General features: G+C 44.0%; 19 protein-coding genes and 1 riboswitch. Of the genes, 13 read left to right on the top strand and 6 right to left on the bottom strand.

The features are described from left to right. The first annotated feature begins 342 nt into the window (after nucleotides 1-342). Nucleotides 343-1287: an ATP-grasp domain-containing protein gene (locus DYE48_RS14805; protein ID WP_115824294.1), complete on the top strand. Its 945-nt coding sequence runs from the start codon at nucleotides 343-345 to the stop codon at nucleotides 1285-1287. A 36-nt stretch (nucleotides 1288-1323) separates the two neighbouring features. Here DYE48_RS14805 and DYE48_RS14800 read toward each other — a convergent pair whose 3' ends face one another. Then, nucleotides 1324-2382, bottom strand: a complete 1059-nt coding sequence (locus DYE48_RS14800; protein WP_115824293.1) for an NAD(P)/FAD-dependent oxidoreductase — start codon at nucleotides 2380-2382, stop codon at nucleotides 1324-1326. Nucleotides 2383-3213: 831 nt separating this feature from the next. Between DYE48_RS14800 and DYE48_RS14795 the strand changes: the two genes are divergently transcribed. The 6 genes from DYE48_RS14795 (at nucleotide 3214) to DYE48_RS14770 (ending at nucleotide 8698) form a co-directional block, all read left to right on the top strand. After that, nucleotides 3214-4281: a C45 family autoproteolytic acyltransferase/hydrolase gene (locus tag DYE48_RS14795; protein WP_115824299.1), complete on the top strand. Its 1068-nt coding sequence runs from the start codon at nucleotides 3214-3216 to the stop codon at nucleotides 4279-4281. Next, the gene (locus DYE48_RS14790) at nucleotides 4278-4793 is read left to right on the top strand and encodes a GNAT family N-acetyltransferase (protein ID WP_147299285.1); all 516 of its coding nucleotides are present in this window, start codon (nucleotides 4278-4280) and stop codon (nucleotides 4791-4793) included. The genes DYE48_RS14795 and DYE48_RS14790 overlap by 4 nt, the downstream gene beginning before the upstream one ends. 14 nt (nucleotides 4794-4807) lie before the next feature. Then, on the top strand, nucleotides 4808-5479 hold the full coding sequence (locus DYE48_RS14785) for a Dph6-related ATP pyrophosphatase (protein WP_115824291.1): 672 nt from the start codon (nucleotides 4808-4810) through the stop codon (nucleotides 5477-5479). A 53-nt stretch (nucleotides 5480-5532) separates the two neighbouring features. Beyond that, nucleotides 5533-6312, top strand: coding sequence for an enoyl-ACP reductase FabI (gene fabI, locus DYE48_RS14780; protein ID WP_115824290.1), 780 nt, complete (start codon nucleotides 5533-5535; stop codon nucleotides 6310-6312). Nucleotides 6313-6442: 130 nt separating this feature from the next. Next, a complete protein-coding gene (locus DYE48_RS14775) occupies nucleotides 6443-7819 on the top strand; it encodes a Glu/Leu/Phe/Val family dehydrogenase (protein ID WP_115824289.1) in 1377 nt (458 codons plus the stop codon). A gap of 102 nt (nucleotides 7820-7921) precedes the next feature. Continuing rightward, a complete protein-coding gene (locus tag DYE48_RS14770; protein ID WP_115824288.1) occupies nucleotides 7922-8698 on the top strand; it encodes a 3-hydroxybutyrate dehydrogenase in 777 nt (258 codons plus the stop codon). Between the two features lie 81 nt (nucleotides 8699-8779). Here DYE48_RS14770 and DYE48_RS14765 read toward each other — a convergent pair whose 3' ends face one another. The 3 genes from DYE48_RS14765 to DYE48_RS14755 all read right to left on the bottom strand — a co-directional run bounded on the left by DYE48_RS14765 (nucleotide 8780) and on the right by DYE48_RS14755 (nucleotide 14468). Further along, complete coding sequence (locus tag DYE48_RS14765) at nucleotides 8780-10066, bottom strand: GntP family permease (protein WP_115824287.1); 1287 nt, start codon at nucleotides 10064-10066, stop codon at nucleotides 8780-8782. 742 nt (nucleotides 10067-10808) lie between these two features. After that, the gene (gene ppc, locus DYE48_RS14760; protein ID WP_115824286.1) at nucleotides 10809-13565 is read right to left on the bottom strand and encodes a phosphoenolpyruvate carboxylase; all 2757 of its coding nucleotides are present in this window, start codon (nucleotides 13563-13565) and stop codon (nucleotides 10809-10811) included. A gap of 405 nt (nucleotides 13566-13970) precedes the next feature. Then, on the bottom strand, nucleotides 13971-14468 hold the full coding sequence (locus tag DYE48_RS14755; RefSeq protein WP_115824285.1) for a GNAT family N-acetyltransferase: 498 nt from the start codon (nucleotides 14466-14468) through the stop codon (nucleotides 13971-13973). A gap of 137 nt (nucleotides 14469-14605) precedes the next feature. Here DYE48_RS14755 and DYE48_RS14750 point away from each other — a divergent pair, with 137 nt between their 5' ends. Further along, complete coding sequence (locus tag DYE48_RS14750; RefSeq protein WP_115824284.1) at nucleotides 14606-16096, top strand: Na+/H+ antiporter NhaC family protein; 1491 nt, start codon at nucleotides 14606-14608, stop codon at nucleotides 16094-16096. Nucleotides 16097-16145: 49 nt separating this feature from the next. Here the strand turns inward: DYE48_RS14750 and DYE48_RS14745 are convergent, their stop codons facing one another. After that, complete coding sequence (locus DYE48_RS14745; protein ID WP_115824283.1) at nucleotides 16146-16634, bottom strand: DinB family protein; 489 nt, start codon at nucleotides 16632-16634, stop codon at nucleotides 16146-16148. Between the two features lie 182 nt (nucleotides 16635-16816). On the opposite strand from DYE48_RS14745, the gene DYE48_RS14740 reads away from it, so the two are divergent. From DYE48_RS14740 to msrA, 3 genes are all read left to right on the top strand, one after another. After that, the gene (locus DYE48_RS14740; protein WP_167449519.1) at nucleotides 16817-17692 is read left to right on the top strand and encodes an alpha/beta hydrolase family protein; all 876 of its coding nucleotides are present in this window, start codon (nucleotides 16817-16819) and stop codon (nucleotides 17690-17692) included. Nucleotides 17693-17868: 176 nt separating this feature from the next. Then, on the top strand, nucleotides 17869-18561 hold the full coding sequence (locus DYE48_RS14735) for an AIM24 family protein (RefSeq protein WP_115824281.1): 693 nt from the start codon (nucleotides 17869-17871) through the stop codon (nucleotides 18559-18561). Between the two features lie 167 nt (nucleotides 18562-18728). Beyond that, nucleotides 18729-18850, top strand: a riboswitch (SAM riboswitch). A gap of 121 nt (nucleotides 18851-18971) precedes the next feature. Then, nucleotides 18972-19445: a peptide-methionine (S)-S-oxide reductase MsrA gene (gene msrA / locus DYE48_RS14730; protein ID WP_115824280.1), complete on the top strand. Its 474-nt coding sequence runs from the start codon at nucleotides 18972-18974 to the stop codon at nucleotides 19443-19445. Nucleotides 19446-19493: 48 nt separating this feature from the next. Here msrA and DYE48_RS14725 read toward each other — a convergent pair whose 3' ends face one another. Further along, complete coding sequence (locus tag DYE48_RS14725) at nucleotides 19494-19898, bottom strand: ion channel (RefSeq protein WP_115824298.1); 405 nt, start codon at nucleotides 19896-19898, stop codon at nucleotides 19494-19496. Between the two features lie 144 nt (nucleotides 19899-20042). Here DYE48_RS14725 and eutH point away from each other — a divergent pair, with 144 nt between their 5' ends. Both eutH and DYE48_RS14715 read left to right on the top strand, forming a co-directional pair. Then, nucleotides 20043-21161: an ethanolamine utilization protein EutH gene (eutH, locus tag DYE48_RS14720; RefSeq protein WP_115824279.1), complete on the top strand. Its 1119-nt coding sequence runs from the start codon at nucleotides 20043-20045 to the stop codon at nucleotides 21159-21161. Nucleotides 21162-21184: 23 nt separating this feature from the next. Further along, nucleotides 21185-21838, top strand: a complete 654-nt coding sequence (locus DYE48_RS14715) for a peroxiredoxin-like family protein (RefSeq protein WP_115824278.1) — start codon at nucleotides 21185-21187, stop codon at nucleotides 21836-21838. Nucleotides 21839-21902: the final 64 nt, after the last annotated feature.

The following is a 21902-nucleotide window of genomic DNA, read 5'->3' as shown; positions in this document are numbered from 1 at the left end:
TTGATTTGGAGCGCTTTATGCCTGATCCTGCGTTGGGGTGGAAGACGCCCCATCTTGGTATAGGGGTTCGTTTCTCACCTACATCGAATGGGGTGGTTGGGAAGCTGCGAGACTCCCGCGGGAATGGCTTGCCGTCATCCCCGCAGGAAAGCGAGTAGCTTCCCAGCCACCCCTGACGCCCAACATGGCAACGAAACCCGAAGACATCTCGAAACTGAGTCTTGAAGAATAGGGAGCGTTTATGGGATTTGGTATTTCCTTGTAATGAGCTTATTCCTAGTAACCTTATCGGTTTTTTGTGATATGATAAGTAACAAGAAGAAATGGAAAGGAGTCGGTTCGATGAGCAAAATTTATATTCTCCATGAGAACGATGAATGGACCGATCATTTGACGGAGCGTTTAGAAGAGCTCGACCTTCCATATGAGCTCTGGCATTTAGATCAAGGGACTCTCGATTTGACAAGCGAGCCCCCGGAAGGGATTTTTTACAACCGCATCAGTGCTTCTTCTCATACAAGGAATCACCGTTACGCACCTGAGTTTACTGAAGCTGTCCTTGCTTGGCTCGAACGCCATGATCGCACCATAGTAAATGGCAGCCGGGCTTTAAGGCTTGAAGTCAGTAAGGTCAATCAATATATGGCTTTAAACCAAGCTGGCATTCGCACACCGAAGACGATTACTGCTGTAGGGAAAGAGAATATTCTGGATGCTGCGCGGCAGTTGGACATGGGATCGTTCATAACGAAACACAACCGTGCTGGAAAAGGGCAGGGAGTTCAGCTTTTCCATTCTACGGAAGCGTTGCGTGAATACTTGGATAGTGACTCTTTTGAGGAACCAGTTGATGGGATTACATTGATTCAACAATATATTGAAGCTCCAGAGCCTTATATTGTCCGTCATGAATTCGTAGGCGGAACGTTTGTTTATGGGGTGAAGGTCGATACGTCTGAAGGTTTTGAACTTTGCCCGGCAGACGCGTGCTCGATTGAAGATTTGTATTGCCCGACGGATGCGGAACCACAAACACCAAAAGCGAAGTTTGAAGTTCTCGAAAATTATCGACCGTCCATCGTTGATGATTACGAAAGGTTCTTACGGGAAAACAATATTGACGTAGCTGGAATTGAGGCGATTCAGGATAAAGAAGGTCGTTTTTACACCTATGATGTGAACACGAACACAAACTACAATTCGGATGCTGAAGCAAAAGCAGGAACTTATGGGATGCTTGAGCTGGCAAAATATCTCGGAGGTCTTTTACAAAAGTCACTCGTATAACAAAAAGATCGATCACATTTATGTGATCGATCTTTTTTAGTGGCGTTTGCTTAACCAGAGAACCCCTGATTTAGCAAGACGAGGAAGGACACCTGTCATAGGTTTTTGAAGCATGTTGCCAAATCCGTCATTTTTCCCAAGAGAGCCGAGAGCACCTTTTAGCTTCACTTCAGAAGGACGTTCAGGTACGCGGTCTCTAAGTACGGCATTTAGTACATCAGCTACCTTCTCTCCTTGCTGACCGGCAAGCTGTGCACTAGGAGAGTGTTCAGAAGATGCGCAATCACCTACAACATAGACATTTTGATGGGTAGGCACTTGGTAAAAATCATTGACGATGACTTTCTCCTGGTCATCTTTTTCAAAAGGAAGTTCTCTGACAAGGAAGTTTGGACGAACCCCTGCAGTCCATACTGTCACATCGTTCAAATAACAAACTCCATTGTTGCATACGCCATCTTTTTCAACGTATTCAACGTTTGCCCCGTGGATGACTTCAACCTCATTATCCTTAAACCACTTCTCCACATAATCTTGAATTTTGGAATCGAAGGCTTTCAATACCGTTTCGCCACGGTCCAACAAGCGAATGTTCAAGTCCGGCCTGCTTTCCCGGACTTCTGAAGCGACCTCGATCCCACTTAGTCCAGCTCCGACAACGGTCACCTTTCCGTAGGCCCCGAGGTTATTAATAGCATAGCCTGCACTTCTTGCTTTAGAGAACGTCTGCACACTTTCGGTGAACTCTCGTGCTCCTTCGATGCCGTGATAGTTATCCTCACAGCCGAGACCAATTAATAAGTAATCGTAGGGAAGACTTTTTTCTCCGCCTTTTATGACGATGGTCTCGTTTTCTGTGTCGATTTTCTCCACTTCATCGAAGACATAAGTGACTTGCTCGTGCTTCGGGAAATCAACGCGAGCATGACGGTCAGACTCCGTTCCTGCTGCTATAGTGTAAAATTCAGTTTTTAATGAATGGTAAGGATTCCTGTCGACGACAGTGATATGTACATCTTCTGGGATTTGATCGAGCAACCCGTGCAAAGTGTTCATACCGCCGTAGCCGCCCCCCAAAATAACGACTTCTTTCATCTTTGTTCCACCACCTTTTCCTTAATCCCCTATTCGAAAACGCTTTCTGATTGTTACAACCTTTAGAGTACCAAAATTACTGGTGAAAAACTAGAATGATTAAGCAAATTCTCTCATCTTTCCTTATTATTCGATTCCCTCTCCAAAAATATTTAAAAGTCTAAATGTATCAATCCCCAACCAATTCTTTCACATAAGCTCCCGATTGTGGAAGACTCAGATTCGAGATGTGTTTCGGGGTTCGTTTTCTTGTTGAGCGTCAGGGATGGTTGGGAAGCAACTCGCTTTCCTGTGGGGGAGTGGCGAGCTTCCTCGGACTACGTCCTGCGGGATCTCGCCCATCTCCTTTCTCCCACGGGAGTCTCGCAGCTTCCCAACCACCCCATTACATGTGATAGAGAAACGAACCCCTATACCTGGACGAGATGTCTTCCACTATCCATGGACTGTAGGTAGGATCCGCTCTATATCAAGCATTAGGAATATTAATACCTGACACGGATGCTCAAACTGCCTAGCTCGATTAAGTTAGAAGGGTGCTGATTCTTTATGTGGTTTCGAGATACTGACATGGCAAAGGGGGCGGAGGGGAATGGGGAGACTCCTGTGGAGAAAAAGTGCATGGTGAGACCCCGGAGGACGCAGTCCGAGGAGGCTCACCGCGCTCCCACGGAAAGCGACTCATTCCCCGTAGCCCCATCCAGGCACTAAACGTCTCGAAACTGAGTCTTCAAGAATCCTACCATTATGTTTAATAACAGTAGGGGAGAGTTCAATTTTGAAGTGGAATCTGGTACATTGAAGGCAGAAATGGTTAGAAAGGAAACGATGATGAAAAAAATACATAGCGATCTTTTGCAATTTAGAGGCACGCATTATGATTTTGGATTTTATCAAGGACAACTGCTGAGAGATTCGTGGACAGTGAAGAATAGAGAAAAACAATGGCGGGTGAGGAAGCCTCGTTTTATTGTAGAAGAACAGGAAGTGAAGGAAGCGATCACACGTTTCGCTCCAGGCGTATGGGATGAGCTTCTTGGCTTGAGGGATGCGCTGGAATGGCCGATGGAAAGAGTGATGATGGAGTTTGGTGGATATCGCATCGACTATAAACGGAGTGGATGTTCGATTATGACCGGAGACGGCTATTTCATTCGGAATTATGATTACATGCCGAAGACATATGAGGGACGGTATAGTCTTTTTCAACCGACCGACCAAGGTTACAGCATTATAGGACCGACGCAGCGTATTACCGGACGTATGGATGGGATGAATGAAAAAGGGCTTGTGATGGGCTATAACTTTATGCACCGCAAGCGCCCGGGAGATGGGTTTATTTGCTGTATGATTGGTCGTCTTGTGCTTGAATCTTGCGCTAACGTAACCGAAGCTGTTCAAATGCTGCGTGAGATTCCTCACCGCCATTCATTCAGTTATACCGTATTCGATCAAAGCAATGTGACGTATGTAGTGGAAGCATCTCCTCGGGGAGTGGAAGTAAGGGAGTCGGACGTTTGTACCAACCATTTTGAAATTATGAAAAAGGAAAACCGAAACCACCTTGTGGATTCTATGAAGCGTATGGATGCGATCCAATCGAATCGTGAGAGTGTGAAAGACGCCTATGATGCCTTCCGGTTGATGAATGATACAGATCGTGGCGTTTTTTCTAAGCTGTACAACAATTGGGCTGGGACGATTCACACGTCTGGATACTTACCAAAAGAAAACAAAGCATGGTTTGCTTTAGGTGGGGATCGAGAACCGGTGGAATTTGATTTTACTCGATGGTTGAATGGAAAGGACCTTGAGGAAGAAAAGGTTTTTGGTGAAGTTGATACGGATATTCCTTTTGCTCACATGGAAGAGGGGGCTTATTGGAGTGGGAAGAAATGACCCAGACCAGGTGTGTGATTCGTAAGGGGAGAACTGAAGATGCACTTTATACAATGGCGATTGCTAAGGAGCTTTTATCCGAAGGCTATGGATTAAAACACCATTCTGAGTTCCATGATTCCCTGGAAAAAGAAAGAGCGTGGATCAGCCGTTATGAAGAACCGGAGTTTTTTCTAGTCGCTGAAATGGACGGGGATGTTGTCGGCTTTTTAAACTTTGATCTAGGAGCCCTTTCTTCCACTAAACATCAGGGGACATTCGGTGTGAGTGTGAAAAGGGGACGAAGGAACAAGGGAACCGGGCGTAAACTCGTAGGGGCCATGATTGATCGATGCCGGCGAACTGCAGGAATTGATATAATCCGGTTGAACGTATTGGAATCCAATGCACGGGCAATCCACCTTTATGAGTCTCTCGATTTTCAAAAGGAAGGATGTTTTCAAGATTACATTCGAAAAAACGGAAGAAGTGAAAACCTGATCCACATGGCACTGCATTTACATTCTTATTAGGGAGTGATGGGAAAATGCCTGAGAATGTCATAGTCTCTTGGAGTGGCGGTAAGGATTCTGCCCTTGCCTTGCAAAAGGTGATGGACGATGAAAAATATGAAGTCAAAGGTCTTTTTTCAACCGTCTCTGAAAAATCTTTGCGGTTACCTGTTCATGAAGTCAATGAGAACCTGCTTAAGAATCAAGCGGATGCAATTGGTCTGCCACTTGAAGTCGTCACCATGCCCGAACGTGCGTCTAATGAAGTTTATGATGAAGTAATGAAGCGGTTGTTCCATGGTTTCAAGGACAGCAATATCGATAGGGTGGTTTATGCTGATCTTTTTCTTGAGGATATTCGAGCGTTTCGCGACGATTTATTAAAGAAGAACGGAATGACAGGCATCTATCCGTTATGGGGATTGTCTTCACATAAGGTGGCGGAAGAAGTCATAGAAAAAGGATTTCAAGCAATAATTACTACGGTTGATACGGAGAAATTGAATGAAAGGTTACCTGGGGTTCGTTATGATCGTAAGTTTTTGCATTCCCTGTCTTCTGAGGTCGACCCGTGTGGAGAATACGGGGAATTTCATACATTCGTATTCGACGGCCCATTGTTTTACGAGCCTTTGAAGATTCAGCAAGGGGAGCGGTTCGAAACCCTTAGTGGAAGGTTTTCTCATGTGGAAATGAATGAAATGTAGACAATCGTCTTCATAATAAGGTATAACTAAGAAAACAGATGTTGGAGGTTACTATGGAAGATATTTTACAAATGAAAGATAAAAACATCGTCGTCATGGGTGTGGCGAACCAGAGAAGCCTTGCCTGGGGTGTGGCTAAATCGCTTTATCAGGCAGGAGCCAACGTTATTTTTACATACCGAAAAGAAAGAAGTTATAAAAAGCTCGAGAAGCTGCTTGCAGACGGTGGCCTGGATGCGAAAGCCATTGTTCAGTGTGATGTGAACAGTGATGAAAGTATTCAGCGGGCATTTGCAGAGATCGGTGAGAAAGTCGGAGTCATTCATGGGGTCTGTCATTCCATCGCTTTTGCCCATGCGGAAGATTTAAAAGGGGATTTCGTCGATACTTCCCGTGATGGATTCGCTTTTGCGCAGGATACTAGTGCTTATTCACTTATTGCTGTAGCGAAAGCAAGTCAACCTTATATGACGGAAGGCGGAACGATGATTGCCATGAGTTATCTTGGGGCTGAACGTGTGGTCGAAGGTTACAACGTCATGGGGGTAGCGAAAGCATCTTTAGAAGCCACGGTCCGTTATTTGGCATCCGATTTAGGGAAAAATCAAATCAGAGTCAATGCCATTTCGGCTGGTGCGGTACGTACACTTGCAGCAAAAGGGGTTTCAAGCTTCAATGAAATTTTACACAAAATTGAAGAAACCGCTCCACTCAAAAAGAATGTAACGCAGGAAGAAGTCGGAGATATGACGCTCGCCATGATGAGCCACTTGTCTCGTGGTGTGACAGGGGAAATCGTTTATGTTGATTCTGGCTACAATATCTTAGGTTAATGGGAAAGCTTCCTCACGCAGGGGGCTTTTTTCTTTGCTGAAAACGTTTTATAGCTTCCGTTTGGGGAATGGACTCATAGATAAGGAAATACACACAGGACCAATTCATTAGAACGGAGGCTACCGGCTTATGCAAAGACAACAAACCATTATTGAAGAGTCGTTAAAAGCGATCATGGAGGATGAAGATTTTCTTCCGGATTTGAAGGCACAAACCAGGGAGCAAGCGTACAATTCACTGGTCGCCCTGCTCTCAACTCCAAATCATATCCACAAATCTTTTCTACGTATCACTACAGAAAATGGAACGATTGTAAGGATTCCGTCATTCCGCGTCCAACATAGTGATACCGTGGGTCCTTATAAAGGCGGGATTCGTTTTCATGAATCGGTTAATGAAGATGAAGTATCCAATTTAGCGAAACTCATGACTTTGAAAAATGCCCTGCATGAACTTCCTTTTGGCGGAGGTAAAGGGGGAGTGGTCATCAACCCGAAAGAGTACAGCATCAAAGAACTCAATTTAATATGTAAAAAATACGTCCAATATTTCAATGATATTCTCGGACCTGACAAGGACATCCCAGCTCCGGACGTAGGTACAGGGGAACGGGAAATGGACTGGATGATGGGAGAATTCAAAAACATTCATCCCGGAGAACCGTATCGAAACAGTTTTACAGGAAAAAGCATCGTAAACGGCGGATCGTTAGGCAGGAGAGAGTCGACCGGAAAAGGGGTCTACTATACGTTCCGATATCTGATGCATGATTTCGTCAATGAACATAGAAAATGGCTGGGAGATACAGAAAATATTTTTGCACATACGGCTTTGGACCATGCCGATAAAAAGTTGAAAATGGCGGTCCAGGGTTTCGGTAACCTTGGTTCTGTAGCTGCCCTTGAAGCCTATCAATGCAATCACCTGAAAAACCGTGTGGTTGCTGTGAGCGATGCAAATGTCATGCTCTATAACTCGGATGGCCTGGACATTCCTGGTCTTGTCCAATTCGCGAAAGAGCATGGTGGGGATCTGCCTTCAACAGAACAAGAATTGAACGAGCATGAGCTTGTAGCAGAGATCAAAGAACGGGATGATTTGCTGGAATTGGATGTCGATGTTCTGATCTTAGCAGCGTTGGAAGATCAAATCCATAAAGAAAATATGAAGGATATTCAAGCGAAGATCATCGTAGAAGGCGCAAATGGACCAATTACAGAAGAAGCAGATCGATATCTTGCGGATAAAGGTGTACTGATTGTCCCTGATATCTTAGCCAATGCAGGTGGTGTCATTGTTTCTTATTACGAATGGGTGCAAGGGAGAGAAGCCCAGTTCATGACGGAGGATCAGGTCTTCGAAAAACTTTTTGATAAGCTGAGAGAGACAATGGATACGATTCTTCCACAATTCTTTGGAGATCCGTTTCCGTTAAGACAAAACTGTTACATTCATTCCGTCACCAAACTATCAACGATCATGTACCGTCAAGGAAAACTTTATTAAGATGTAAAAACTCAGCCTCAGGAGGCTGAGTTTTTTTTGTACATATTTTCTTAGAAAAGGGAAAATTAAAGGTAGAGTGCTTATTTTAAAGGAGGAGTTGCAATGCTTGAAGGTAGATCAGCTTTAATTACTGGTTCCGGACAGGGGATTGGACTTGAGATCGCCACGGAATTTGCAAAAGCAGGCGCGAAAGTCATGCTTAATGATATCAATGAAGAGACCCTAAACAAATCAGTTGAACAGCTGCGGTCCCAAGGACATACAGTAGAAGGGGTCGTTGCCAACGTCGCGAAAGAAGAAGATGTAAAAAATGCAATTGAAGAAACGGTCAGTAAGTTCGGTAAAATTGATATTCTCGTCAATAATGCAGGAATCCAGCATGTGGCTCCAATTGAAGAATTCCCTAGTGAAAAATACGGATTGATTCTGGACATTATGTTGAAAGGACCATTCTATGGGACGAAGTATGCGTTCCCACACATGAAGGAACAAGGTTATGGTCGTATTTTGAATATGGCTTCCATCAATGGACTTATCGGTTTTGCTGGAAAAGCTGGTTACAACAGTGCCAAACATGGGGTTATCGGATTAACGAAGGTAGCTGCTCTAGAGGGCGCGGATCACGGTGTTACGGTAAACGCGATCTGCCCGGGGTATGTGGACACGCCGCTTGTACAAAACCAATTAGAAGACCTTGCGAAAACGAGAAACATTGATAAGGAAAAAGCGTTGGAAGAGGTTATTTACCCACTCGTGCCACAAAAACGATTGTTGCAAGTCCAGGAAATTGCAGACTATGCGATCTTTCTTGTCAGTGAAAAAGCGAAAAGCATCACAGGACAAGCAGCGGTCATCGATGGTGGCTACACCGTTCAATAATAATAAAACACGTCCCCTTGTGGGACGTGTTTTTGATTTGCATTTAATAAAAAGCTTCTCTCCTGAGGAGAGAAGCTTTATTTAGTTGATGCCCATCATGGCAAGGACAATAATCGCAATCGTTGCGACCATCGGAATAAGAAGGCCAACAACGAATACATCCTTGTAAGAATCCTTGTGTGTCAGCCCTGTAACAGTGAACAATGTCAATAAAGCACCGTTATGGGGAAGAATAGAGGCCCCTGATGCTACCGAAGTAATTCGGTGAAAAGCTTCAAGACTCAACCCTTGATTGACAGCAATATTGTAATATTCCTGTCCCAGAGCTTCAAGGGCAATTCCCATTCCGCCAGAAGCCGACCCTGTAATCATCGCAAGCAGACTGACGGCAAAGGCTTCTGAGAAAAACGGGCTTAGCGGAATACTGAAAATCAAATCCTTTACGGAGTCAAACCCAGGTGAAGCCGTTACAACCGTACCAAATCCAACAGCCGCACTCGTATTGATGGTAGCCATGACCGAACCGGAAGCCCCACCATTAATGGCTTTAATGAAATCTTTATAATCCTGCCAGTTAAAGATCATGATTAAAATGATCCCGATGAGCAATGCAGCTAAGATACTGATGTCGAATACATTCAACGTTAATACAACAGCGATTAGAGGGATAGTGGAAAGAATCCAGTTTGGAAGTTCTTCTTCATTTACACTTTTTACTTGGTTGTCACCTTCAGGCTCCGTGAATTTCTCATCTTTATTGTTGAGTTGTTTTTCACGGAATTTCAAATAAAAATATCCGCCGACAGCCATGATCAATGCGGCAACTATTCCTAGAATTGGAGCTGCCATCGTGTCTGTTTTAAAGGTGTTGATTGGAATGATATTCTGAATCTGAGGTGTTCCAGGAAGAGCTGTCATTGTAAAAGTGAAAGCTCCAAGTACGAACGTGGATGGAATCAACTTTCTGGAAACATTCGCCTCACGGAACATCGCTACAGCCAATGGATACACAGCAAAGACAACAACAAACAGACTAACCCCGCCATACGTAAGAATCGCTGCAGATAAAAGCATTCCGAGAATGGCGCGTTTTTTACCAATCACGCTCGAAATCTTATGGGCAACCGACTGTGCAGCTCCCGTATCTTCCATCAGCTTTCCGAAAATCGCACCGAAGAGGAAAATCGGAAAGTAGTCTTTAGCAAAGTCAACAAATCCCTGCATATAGGTATCTGTATAAGCGGGAAGGATATCCATTCCACTTAAAATCGCCACAATACCTGATACGAGTGGCGCAATCCAGATGATGGACCATCCAAGATAAGCCAAAAGCATAAGTAATACGAGTCCAATTAGGATACTGAACATGATGAATCCCTCACTTTATTTAATTTCTGTTTTACTTTGTCCAAAACTGTAAAATACATGAGGGATTCCATATGAATTCAATTGTTTAAAAGAACTCAAGCGTTCGTTCCTCCAGTAAAGCTCCCTTTTGTTGAAGACTCAGTTTCGAGCCTTTTGTTGAGTGGATGGGGGCTGCTGGAAATGACTCGCTTTCCGCGGGAGCGTAAGGAACACATACCGCGCATTCTTAGAGAAAGCCTTGTCTAGTTGAAATAATGAATGACAATTCCTGGCCATGGATACGGGGTCAGGGAAACGACGATTTGCAGTGTTTGGGATCAGTCAGTAGAAAAACACACACGTTCGTGTTTCCATTCGCTTTTCATGCGGACGTTTCCCAGACCCTGTTCCCACGCCTTATCCGTGCAGGATCTATGGTTAAAGCGACTCTATAACGGCGTGGGTGAGCAGGTCTTCATTAAAGAAGACGTCAGGTTACTACTAGAGCGATTTCGAGAAACTCATATGGTAAAGGGGCGGAGGGAAACGGTGAAACTCCTGTGGGAAGTGCGTGGTAGATGAGACCCCGCAGAGCGTTAGCTCGAGGAGGCTCATCACTCGCCCACGGAAAGCGAACCTTTTCCCTCCGCCCCTAAACTCCCACAAAAGTCTCGAAATCGAGTCTTCCACAATCCTGCCATATTGTTGAATAAAAAAACCGAGTATAACCTGGGAGGGTTATACTCGGTTTGGTATTTATTGATCAGCCTGTGTTGCGAAGGCCGGCTGCGATTCCGCTGATGGTGAGAAGAACTTCTGTCAAGATATCTTCATGATCCTCGACTTGGCGTAATTCCTTGATGAGTTCCACTTGAAGGAAGTTCAATGGATCCACATAAGGATTACGAAGTCGTACGGATTCTTTGATTGTCGGTTGGTGATCAAGAAGTTCAGCATCCCCTGTGATTTGCAGCAAGATGTCTTTGGTGCGGTCGTATTCTTCTACGATGTTTTGGAAAATACGTTCACCAAGTTCTTGATCATTGACAAGGGCTTTATATTCTTTAGCTGTCTGAATATCCGCTTTTGTCAGGGCCATCTGCAAATTGTTGATGGTAGAGCGGAAGAACGGCCAGTTCTCATACATTTGCTTGAGAACTGCGAGGTTATCGTCGTTATTATCAATATAACTGGCAAGTCCTGTACCAGCAGCGTACCATGCTGGAATGAGCTGACGGTTTTGTGTCCAAGCGAAAACCCATGGGATGGCTCTTAAATTTTCAAATTTGGAACTGTCTTTACGCTTCATTGGACGTGAACCGATGTTCAGTTCACTGATTTCCTGTAACGGTGTCGCTTCGTTGAAGTAAGTCAAGAAGTCTGAATCACCGAATACGAGCGATTGATATTTTTTCAAGGATACATCAGAAATGTCTTCAAGAGCTTGCTCCCATAGTTCTTCCCGGTGGTGACCTTGTTCGGACTCTTTAGAAATGTTCATGGCTCCCTCTAGAAGGGTAGAGGCTCCTTGCTCAAGGCTTCGGTATGCGATATCCCTCAGCAGGTAACGAGAAGAGAGGACCTCTCCTTGTTCTGTAATTTTCACGCCTTCGCCAAGAGTTTCCACTGGTTGAGAAAGCAGGCTCCGGTTCAATGGTCCGCCGCCACGGCCAAGAGATCCACCACGACCATGGAAGAATTTCAATCCAACATTGTATTCAAGGGCCATATCGTGAATTTCCTGCTGGGCTTTGTAAAGTCTCCAGTTGGCTGTGAGTGTTCCACCATCTTTACTTCCGTCAGAATATCCAAGCATAATTTCCTGGTGGTTTCCATGCTTGTCCAGATGTTTGCTGTAGACATCCATTTCAAAAAGGGTCTTCAAAATGTCAGGACCTGCGACAAGGTCGTCGACGGTTTCAAGTAGTGGGGCTACGTTAATATTGCTTTCCACTGTACCATCCGCATGCAGACGATAGATGCCTGCTTCTTTAGCCAATACAAGGACTTCAAGAAGATCACTTGCAGATTCCGTCATACTAATCAAGTAGACTTCAATCGAACGCTCACCGAATTCCTTATGAGCTTTACGGATCATTTGGAAAACATTCAGCATTTTTTGTGTCTCTTCGGAGTAGTCTTCGTTCAATAATGAAATCGGACGTGGATCCTTCAAGACATCTTGAAGCACTTCAAGCTTGTCTTTTTCATCAAGGGAAGAGTAGTCCGCGACAATTCCTACTTTTTGTAGAAGTTCTGAGACTGCTGATTCATGTTCGCCACTATGATTACGAATATCGAGTGTTGCGAGGTGGAATCCGAATAGTTCCACTTGACGAATCAGTTTGCGCAGCTTTTTAAGTTCGCGCTTGTTCGGCTGGTGCGTTTGTGCACTGTCACGAATTTGACGCAAGTCTTTGAGAAGCTCGTCCGCATAATCGTAGCCGATATCAGACTTACCTACTTGACGAAGGCGTTCAAGGATAATGGCAAATTTACGGCGGTATATTTCGCGGTCCACTCGCCATTTCTTACCTTTTGGAAGCATAGGTTCTTCTTTTTCAATCGCGTTCTTCAATTCATCTGTGACAGTCACTTGTGTTGACGAATGGCTGAATCGTTTCATCAGCTCGACGAGGACCGCATCATATTTTTTCAAAACAAGCTTCCGTTGTTTTTGAAGTGTTTGCCACGTGATATCAGGTGTTACGTTCGGATTACCGTCTCGGTCGCCACCGATCCAAGAACCAAAACGAAGGAAGTTCGGGACGTTCCAGTCTTCATTAGGATAATGATCTTCCAACCGAGCTTCGAGCTCCTGGTGGATATCTGGCAGCACATCAAACAAGGTTTCGTCAAAATAATAAAGGCCATTGCGCACTTCATCCATAACGGTTGGTTTCCGTTCGCGTAATTCGTCTGTCTGCCAAAGAACCGTGACTTCATTTTGCAGGCTGTCCTGCAAACTTTCACGTTCGCTCTTTGTCAGTTGAGGCTGATCAAGCTTTTTAAGGATGGTTGCAATACGCTTCTGGATTTCAAGCACGGTCCGCTTTGTAGCTTCTGTAGGGTGGGCCGTAATAATTAATTCCAAAGAAAGCTTATTCAAAACCTCTTGAATAGCACCCTTAGAAAAGTCATTGTTTTTCAAGTTCTGTACAGCGCTTTCGAGCGAGAATGGTTGAGCGCCATGATCTTCGCGCAGTTGGTATTCGCGGCGACGGCGAATGCGATGATTTTGTTCAGCGATATTTACGAGGTGGAAATAAATTGAGAATGCGCGGATGACTTGGGAGCGCATCGGTGGTTCGAGGTTTTGAATCTCATTTTTCAGTTGATTATATGTTGAGGGATCTGGACTCTTCCTCAAGTCTTTCGTTAATTGTCGGATCGTTTCTACTTTGTTTAGTAGTTCCTCTCCGCCGTGGTGGACGAGAATATCACCTAGCATTTTTCCTAATGCATGGATGTCCCGGCGTAAGGGAGTTGTATGATCGTTTGTGTTTTTTACAGTTGTCATACTTTCACCTTCCTGTCAGATCATTTAAGTAAGATAAAATTGCCTATGTGTTTCATAATGTTATCAGAATAATTTGCATAGTCAAACACTTCGAACCGTGTTACCGTCAACGCTTACCCCATTACCACTGTCAGAAAAATATGGTAAATATAAGAATACCAACGAATGTAAGCGTTAACTTATAATCATGCATAAACATACTTCTTCTATTTTAAATTCTTTCCCCACAAAACACAAAATGAAAATCTTAGATGTGTTTTTTGGAAGAATATGTATGATCTTGTCACCCAATCATTTACATAAAAACGGTCTATGGGAGGTTTCGTGCGGGCAGGGGTGTATAGGAATGTGGGGAGTATGAAAAAGTAAGAGGAGAGAACGCGTGATATTCTCCCCTCATAGGTTTTATGTATATTTATTGAGACTCATTTCATAAAGGTTCCACATTTCGTCTTCGAAAGAGCGATGGTTTTTTAAGTAGCGGTCTATGGTGAAACCGGCATTGTCATAACAGCGGATGGCTCCTGTATTGAAGTCGAAGACACCTAAGGTCACTTTTTCTAGTTCTAGGTGCTGAAAGGCGTACATGGAAATCAGCTGTATCATCTGTTGTCCGTATCCCTTTCCTCTGTATTCAGGAGAAACGATGACCTTTCCAATTCGTCCCTGTTTTTGATCTTTATCTATACGTCCTATGGAGAGGTGTCCAATGATTTTATCCAGTGACGGATCATACACTTGGAAAGCTCGTCGGTCTTGGGCGTCTTTGTAATCCATCAGTTGCTGGTGGGTTAATGGAAAGTTGAACATCGGTCCACCCCACTGCATAAGGAATCTTGGGGAAACAATCCAATCGAATAATATATTGAAATCTTTTTCTTGAAAAGGGATCAATTGCAGCATATTCCATATCCTTTCATTATCTTTTACTTGATGATACACCACTTTTCAAAAATTATGAAAAAATTCGTGACATTACATCTATACACATGGGATGATAAACTATTGTACAGTTAACGTTGGTAGAGGAGGGAATTCTAGTGGCAGATAAAGATCATCAAAAAGAACAAGTCATTGATGAAGCGTTAGGAGAAAGAGACGTACGAAAGTTAGAGTTTCGCGGAGGCGTCTTCACTGCGACCATACCTTTAGTGTTTTTCATCATATGGGCAATTGTATTAAGTGTCACAGGGCTTGTGACAGAACAAGCATTAGTCTTAGGGATGGTCATTGGTATTGGTCTTGGTCTATTCTTGTGTAAATCCAAATGGTCGGATTATGCCCAGAGTTTAATTTCCGGCATGGCACAGCCTGTAGGAGTTGTTGCGATCATTGCCTGGTTTTGGGCAGGAATGTTTGCGAACATGTTGTCTGCAGGTGGATTAGTCGACGGTCTTATTTGGTTCGGTTTTCAGTCCGGGCTTGAGGGAGGAGCTTTCGTAGGAATTACCTTTCTTTTAGCAGGATTATTTTCGACCGCTGTCGGAACCGGTTATGGTACCGTAGCGACTTTTGGTGTCCTGATGTATCCTGCCGGGGTCATTTTAGGGGCGGATCCAGTTATTCTTCTTGCAGCCATATTAAGTGGAGCTGTCTTTGGAGATAATTTAGCGCCTGTATCGGACACGACGATTGTTTCTGCGACAACCCAGGATGCTGACGTACCTGGAGTTGTGCGTTCACGCTTTAAATATTCCATCACTGCAGCCATTCCAGCTCTTATATTATTTGTGATTTTTGGCGGTGGTGGAGAGATGGGCAGTCAGCAAGTGGTCAGTCAACTTCAAAATGAAGTTTCTCCTGAAGGGCTTCTCATGTTAGCTCCATTTGCATTAGTCCTATATTTGGCCTTAAGCGGTCATCATCTTTTGACGTCGCTATCATACGGCATCCTGGCAGCTGCCGTGTTCATCTTTCTTACCGGTCATTCCTTGAAAGATGTCCTGCATATCCATAAAAACGATGCCGGTGAAGCCGTGATTGAAGGGGCATTGATCGATGGTATCAGTGGCTATTTCAATATGGCGATCTTAATTTTATTCATCTTGGCAGCCGCTTACCTGTTGGATGTGGCAGGTACCATGGATGTCATCAAAAACTTCTTCTTGAAGTTGATTAATAATGTGGTGCGCCGAGCTGAACTTTCCATCTTCGGAATCGTCGCCTTCTTGAATGTATTTATTACGATTAATACAGCGGCTGAGATTGCTGCAGCGCCGTTTGTCCGTAAATTAGGAACAGAAATGAACATTCATCCGTATCGAAGAGCCAACTTCCTGGATACGGTCACTTCTTCACTTGGATATATCTTCCCATGGAGTGGTGGGGTTTTGCTCGCATGGGCTACGGTCCAGGGGGCAGCCGATCAATACGACTTCTTACCTGTCGTTGGACCTGGAGAAGTCTTTCCGTTCGTCTTTCAGGGCTGGTTGCTATTGATCGTCATGTTTATTGCGGCATGGACAGGCTGGGGGCTTCGTTACACCGGTAAAAATGGTGAGGAAGTAAAACCAGAAGATTTTAAAAAATAAGTCGTACGAGTAACCCCCTGAGTTTTAAACTCAGGGGGTTGTTTTTGTATTACGCATGAATATGGGCTTTTACTTCTTTCATTTGATCCAGGTGGCGTAGTTCGTGCCAACCGATAAACTCCACCCATTGTTCCAAGTTCATATCTCCAAAAGAGGGGTGAGGGAATACGCGGTTTTGCAATGTTTCTTCATCCTTATTGTGAATAAGGAATAACGTCGCCTCACGCGTTTTTTTCAAACCTTCTTTCGCTTCATTCAATGTATTGAACTCGCCTTTCGGGCGAACGGCCTCTGGTGCCTCGACTTTATAATCGCGGTTGGTCGTCTTATGGATCGGTTTTTCTGTCGCTTGTTGTGTGTCTCCTTGCTTGAGAGCCTGGTTAATCTGATAAACGATTAATTGTTCCATTAAGTATAAATGTTCTAAAACTTCAAGGATGGACCAACGATCTTCTTCAGGCTTGACGGATGCTTCTTGCTCTGAAACTTCTTCAACAAAATGGAGCAGTTCTTTTCTTTTTTCATCTAAGCCATACATACAGATTCTCCCTTTCAAGTGAAGTTACATAGAGTCTATCACAACTGCTATAGAAGTTTCTTTCCCCACCCCCTCCATATATGAAACCTTTCGCACGCCCTTACGTATTAAAGATAAGAAAAGGGAAATATTTCATGACCAGGTCATACAGATTATTCCAATTATGCGGGAGGGGGAATAAGGTGAAGAAGTTGCTGGGGGCTTTCTTAGTTTTCCTTTGTTTTATCGGTGCCGTGGTATTCTTTGTAGACGCTAAAGAAGAAACCTTGCTGCAGAGTAAGGAAGAGGTAGAAATTGGTGTACCAGGTGTTACAGGATATTCCATTACATACAAAAGCAATGGTGTTGAAATTCCCGGGCTTTGGATAGAACCGGATGAAGTGGAAGGGAGTCTTCCATTACTTATTCACAATCGTGGAGGGGTGGGGGAAAGTTCGTTGACCGAGGCCCAAGAATTGAAAAATCTGTCTTACTGGGCAGAGCAGGGGTATGCTGTATTAGCGACTCATTACAGAGAAAATGCGGAAGGAAAGTTTGAACCTACTGAAAAGAAAGACTTTGTCCGAGATGTCCTGGATTTAAAGAAGGTTGGGGCAGAGCTTAATCATGTCGATGAAGACCGAACAGTCATGCTAGGGTATTCCTGTGGCGGGTGGATGAGTTTGCTTGCCGTTCAACAAGAAATGGATGTGGATGCTGTCGCTGTTATTGGAGCCATTACCGATTTAAAGCAGTTGTATCTAACAGAACCTGAACCTGTTCAAAAACAAATCGAACGTTTGATGGGAGAACCAGGGGGAGAAGAAAGCTGGTATCGTGAACTTGCTCCCATCCATTGGGTAGAGGACATCAATGTACCAATATTAATGCTTCACGGAGAAAGAGATCGGACAGTTCCGATTGAACAGGCGCGATTGTTTGCAACTTTAATGGAAAGTGAGCATGATCTCCATCGGTATGTTGAATATGAAAACGGGGACCACGGACTAAGGCTGCATTTCAAAGAGTATGCGCCTGAGGTGTTGGATTGGTTTGACAAGCATTTGGAGGGAGAATAAAAATCCTTATTTACAGTAGGAATTTGTCCGTCTTTATTGAATAGTAAATGACGAAGGCTCATTAAAATCATAGCCTCTAAGATCCGAAAACTTTAGGACTCGATTTTGATCCATCGTGGTATAGAAGCAATGAGGAAGCATAAATATTCTTAGAATATGCTAAGGAGGAACAGATGATGAGTGACTACTCCATCGATGAATTTATTAGAAAAACGAAGCAGGATGAATCCGAGAATGATTACTTTGAGCTGGAGACCCCGAGAATCCTTGAGGTGAATCTTCTTGATCAAGTATGGGCCAAAGCAGGCGCGATGATTTCCTATAATGGAAATATCAAATTTGAAAGAGAGGGCATCCTTGAGCATGGCGTTGGTCGTTTATTTAAAAAAGCGATGACTGGTGAAGGGAGTTCTTTAATGAAGGCTACTGGCCGTGGTCGTCTTTACCTTGCAGACCAGGGCAAGAAGATTACTATTTTTGACCTGGATAATGAAACAATCACAGTGAATGGAAACGACCTTCTGGCATTTGAGCCCAGCATTGACTGGGATATAAAACTGATGAAAAAAGTGGCCGGAATGGTATCTGGTGGTTTATTCAATGTAACCCTCAGCGGAAGTGGACGCGTCGCGATTACTTCGCACTATGAACCATTGACGCTGCTAGTCCGTCCAGGAGAACCTGTAATCACTGACCCGCATGCTACTGTTGCCTGGTCCGGGCACTTGGAGCCGAATTTTAGAACAGACATCAGTTTCAAAACGTTGATTGGACGCGGAAGTGGGGAATCCATTCAAATGGAGTTTGAAGGCGATGGATTCGTCATTGTTCAGCCGTTCGAAGAAGTTTACACGACAGGGCAGAGCTGAGCTGAAGCGGATTTTTTTACAGACAGGCATGAGCATGTTAAGCTCTGAATACAATGAAATCAAGAAAGAACTTGATGTGCATTCTTGTGAAATTTTTAATCTATTATCCTTTACTTCGTTACAAAAACGTAGTACTATGGATACTAACAAAAATAAATAACGGAAACTTCTTATCCAGAGAGGCGGAGGGACTGGCCCTTTGATGCCCGGCAACCATCGAATCAATCTACGGATTGACGAGAACGGTGCCAATTCCTGTAGAATGTATCAACATTCTAAGAGATGAGAGGATCGTGCGGATATTAGCGACCCCTTTTCTTACTGGATAAGAAAAGGGGTCTTTTCGTGTAAGCACCATAACCGTCAAGGCTCTCGATAGAAGTTGCGTTAAGGGAAAGGAAAGATGTCAAATGGCAACAGCTATTTTCGGTGCAGGATGTTTTTGGGGAGTAGAAGCGTTTTTTGAAAAATTTGAAGGGGTGACAGGAACAAAGGTCGGTTATATTGGCGGCCATCTGGATAACCCGACATACGAACAAGTTAAAGCAGGGAAGAGTGGACACGCGGAATCTGTGAAAGTGAACTACGATCCAACCGTAATCACTTATGCAGAACTTGTAAATATCTTCTTTGAAGCTCACGATCCGACTTCCCGCAACAAGCAGGGAATCGACGTTGGTCACCAATACCGTTCTGTCATTTTTTATTCGGATGCAAGCCAGAAGTACATTGCTGAAGAAAAAATTAAAGAATGGGAAGGTAAAGGGATTTTCAAACGCCCGATCGTTACAGAAGTAGAAGAGGCCACAACTTTTTATGAAGCAGAAGAGCATCACCAGAAATATTTACAAAAGCATGGATCTGCCGCATGCTCCATTGGATAATAAGAAAGGACCCTTTCGCGAGGGTCCTTTTTATATAGGTAAACCTTCTTAATCTTCTTTTTGCCTGGATGCATCCATGGCTTTTAAGAAATAGGCTGTAGGGAGAAGGATGCCGATTCCCGATTCAAGCAATGCAAAAAAACGGGCCATCCCAACAGGGAGCATGTCACCATAACCTACGCTCAACAAGGTTTCCCCACTGAAGTAAAGCAAGTCCAAAAAGGTTGGGTCGACAGGTTCCCGTGATGATAAACTAGTAACTAGAATGACTCCATCTAAAGATAGCAAATAGTAGAGGACCGTAAACCCTAGTAATACACCTGTCAGTACAAAAAATAATTGAAAAAAAAGTGCCGTGCTGAAGTAGCTTTTTCTGTATGTTTTATTCGTGAAAAAGTACACGAGATTCGCTGCAATGAAAATGACCGCAACGATGAACAGAGCTTGTACCATTTCTTCTTCTCCTTTATAAAAAAATTGAATGGCTATGTCAGCATCCACTGGGTAAAGACGAGCAAGCCATTATAGAAGAACTCCTACCCTGTGTAGAAGTTCCCGTAAACATTGATTAAAAAATGTAAGGAAGGGGCTGGGCTTTTGTGGGTTAATGACGCGATTCTAATTGTGATGTGTATCTTCATGGTATTAGGTGCCCTTGATTATTATGTGCTTAATCACCGCCTATCTCTCGGGTGGCGTTTTTACGAAGCGTTTATGATGATGGGACCGCTTGCACTTTCGATGGTAGGGATCATATCCCTAGCACCTGTACTGTCCCAGTGGCTGGCCCCTGTCATCCGCCCGTTGTTTTTATGGTTCGGGGCGGATCCGTCGATGTTTGCATCCATGATGCTTGCTATTGATATGGGTGCCTACCCTTTGGCAGAATCTCTAGCTGTGGACGAGGGAGCGGCCACTTTTTCCTGGGCACTCCTCGGTACGATGATGGGACCGACGCTTGTTTTTACAATTCCTGTTGCGCTTACGATTGTAAAAAAGGAAGATCGGCCTTTCTTTTCAAAGGGAATTTTAGCAGGTTTAGTTACGGTTCCGATCGGATGCTTTGTCGGTGGTGCACTGGCAGGATATGAAGCGGCGTGGATGTTACGTAATTTGACGCCGGCTATCTTGCTTTCCGCCTGTATCGGGGCGGGATTATGGTTGTTCACGAACATAACGATCCGGTTATTTTCTTATTTCGGAAAAACCATTGAAATCATCATCATTACAGGTCTTGCTCTCATTATTATCGAAACGTTGACAGGGTTCGTTGTCCTGCCGGGGATGGCTCCTTTATCGGAAGGGATCATCATCGTTGGAAGGATTACCGTTACATTAGCTGGTGCTTATCCTCTTGTCGCTTTCATCAATCAGCGGGGAGAGAGATGGATAGGACAACTGAGTGAAAGGTTAGGCATGAATGCTACGTCCTTAACAGGGCTGATCGCTTCTACGGCGCATCACTTACCCATGTTAGCGACGATGAAAGATATGGATGAACGAGGGAAAACGGTCAATGCTGCGTTTGCGGTGAGTGGGGCGTTTGTTATCGGCAGCCATTTTGCGTTCGTGGCTAGTGTAGAAAAGGACATGATTTTCCCAGTACTTATTGGTAAATTAACAGCTGGGGTATTAGCCGTTGGTCTTGCCTTATGGATGACGAGAGAGAGCAAATCAGTTTCTTCGAGTGTCGCACCCCTATATAATGAAAAGTGAATCCGCCGAAAAGGAGTTTTTTCATGAAGACAGAAATGAGAAAGCATTATAACGATTACATTGAAAAATTCAAGAAAGCAACTCCTGATGAAATACAAGAAAAAATGAAGAAGGCGATTGATGAACTTGAATCTTCAAATGATGGAGAAGGTTTGTCAGCAGGAGAGAAAGCGCCAAACTTCAACTTGCCTGACGCGAAGGGGGAAACGGTCGAGCTTTATGAACAATTAAAAAGTGGCCCGGTCGTCCTTACTTTTTATCGCGGAGGATGGTGTCCTTATTGCAACATGGAACTGAGAGCCTATCAGCAAATCCTAGATGAGATTCATGGAGAAGGAGCTGAATTGATTGCGATTAGTCCACAAACCCCCGATCAGTCACTGACGACACAGGAGAAAAATCAACTGAACTATCATGTGCTGAGCGACGTTGGGAATGAAGTGGCCAATCAATACAATTTAGTGTACCAATTACCAGATTACCTTGTAGAGGTATATAAAGACAAAGGGCTGCAAGTGGACAAACATAATGGCGACGAAACTTGGACCCTGCCTGTCTCCGCAACATATATCATTGATACAGATGGGACGATTTTGTATGACTATACGAAGGCTGATTATAAAGATCGCGCCGAACCGTCTGACGTTCTTGAAGAATTGAAAAAAAATAATACGTAAGAACAAAGCGCCCTCTCTATCCAGAGGGCGCTTTGGTATTTTTGTATTACATAAAGAGATTCAG

The sequence above is a fragment of the Halobacillus trueperi genome (assembly GCF_003386945.1).
GTDB classification, from domain to species: domain Bacteria; phylum Bacillota; class Bacilli; order Bacillales; family Halobacillaceae; genus Halobacillus; species Halobacillus aidingensis.
Note: the sequence above shows the minus strand (reverse complement) of the source record. Positions and strands in the feature narration are given on the sequence as shown.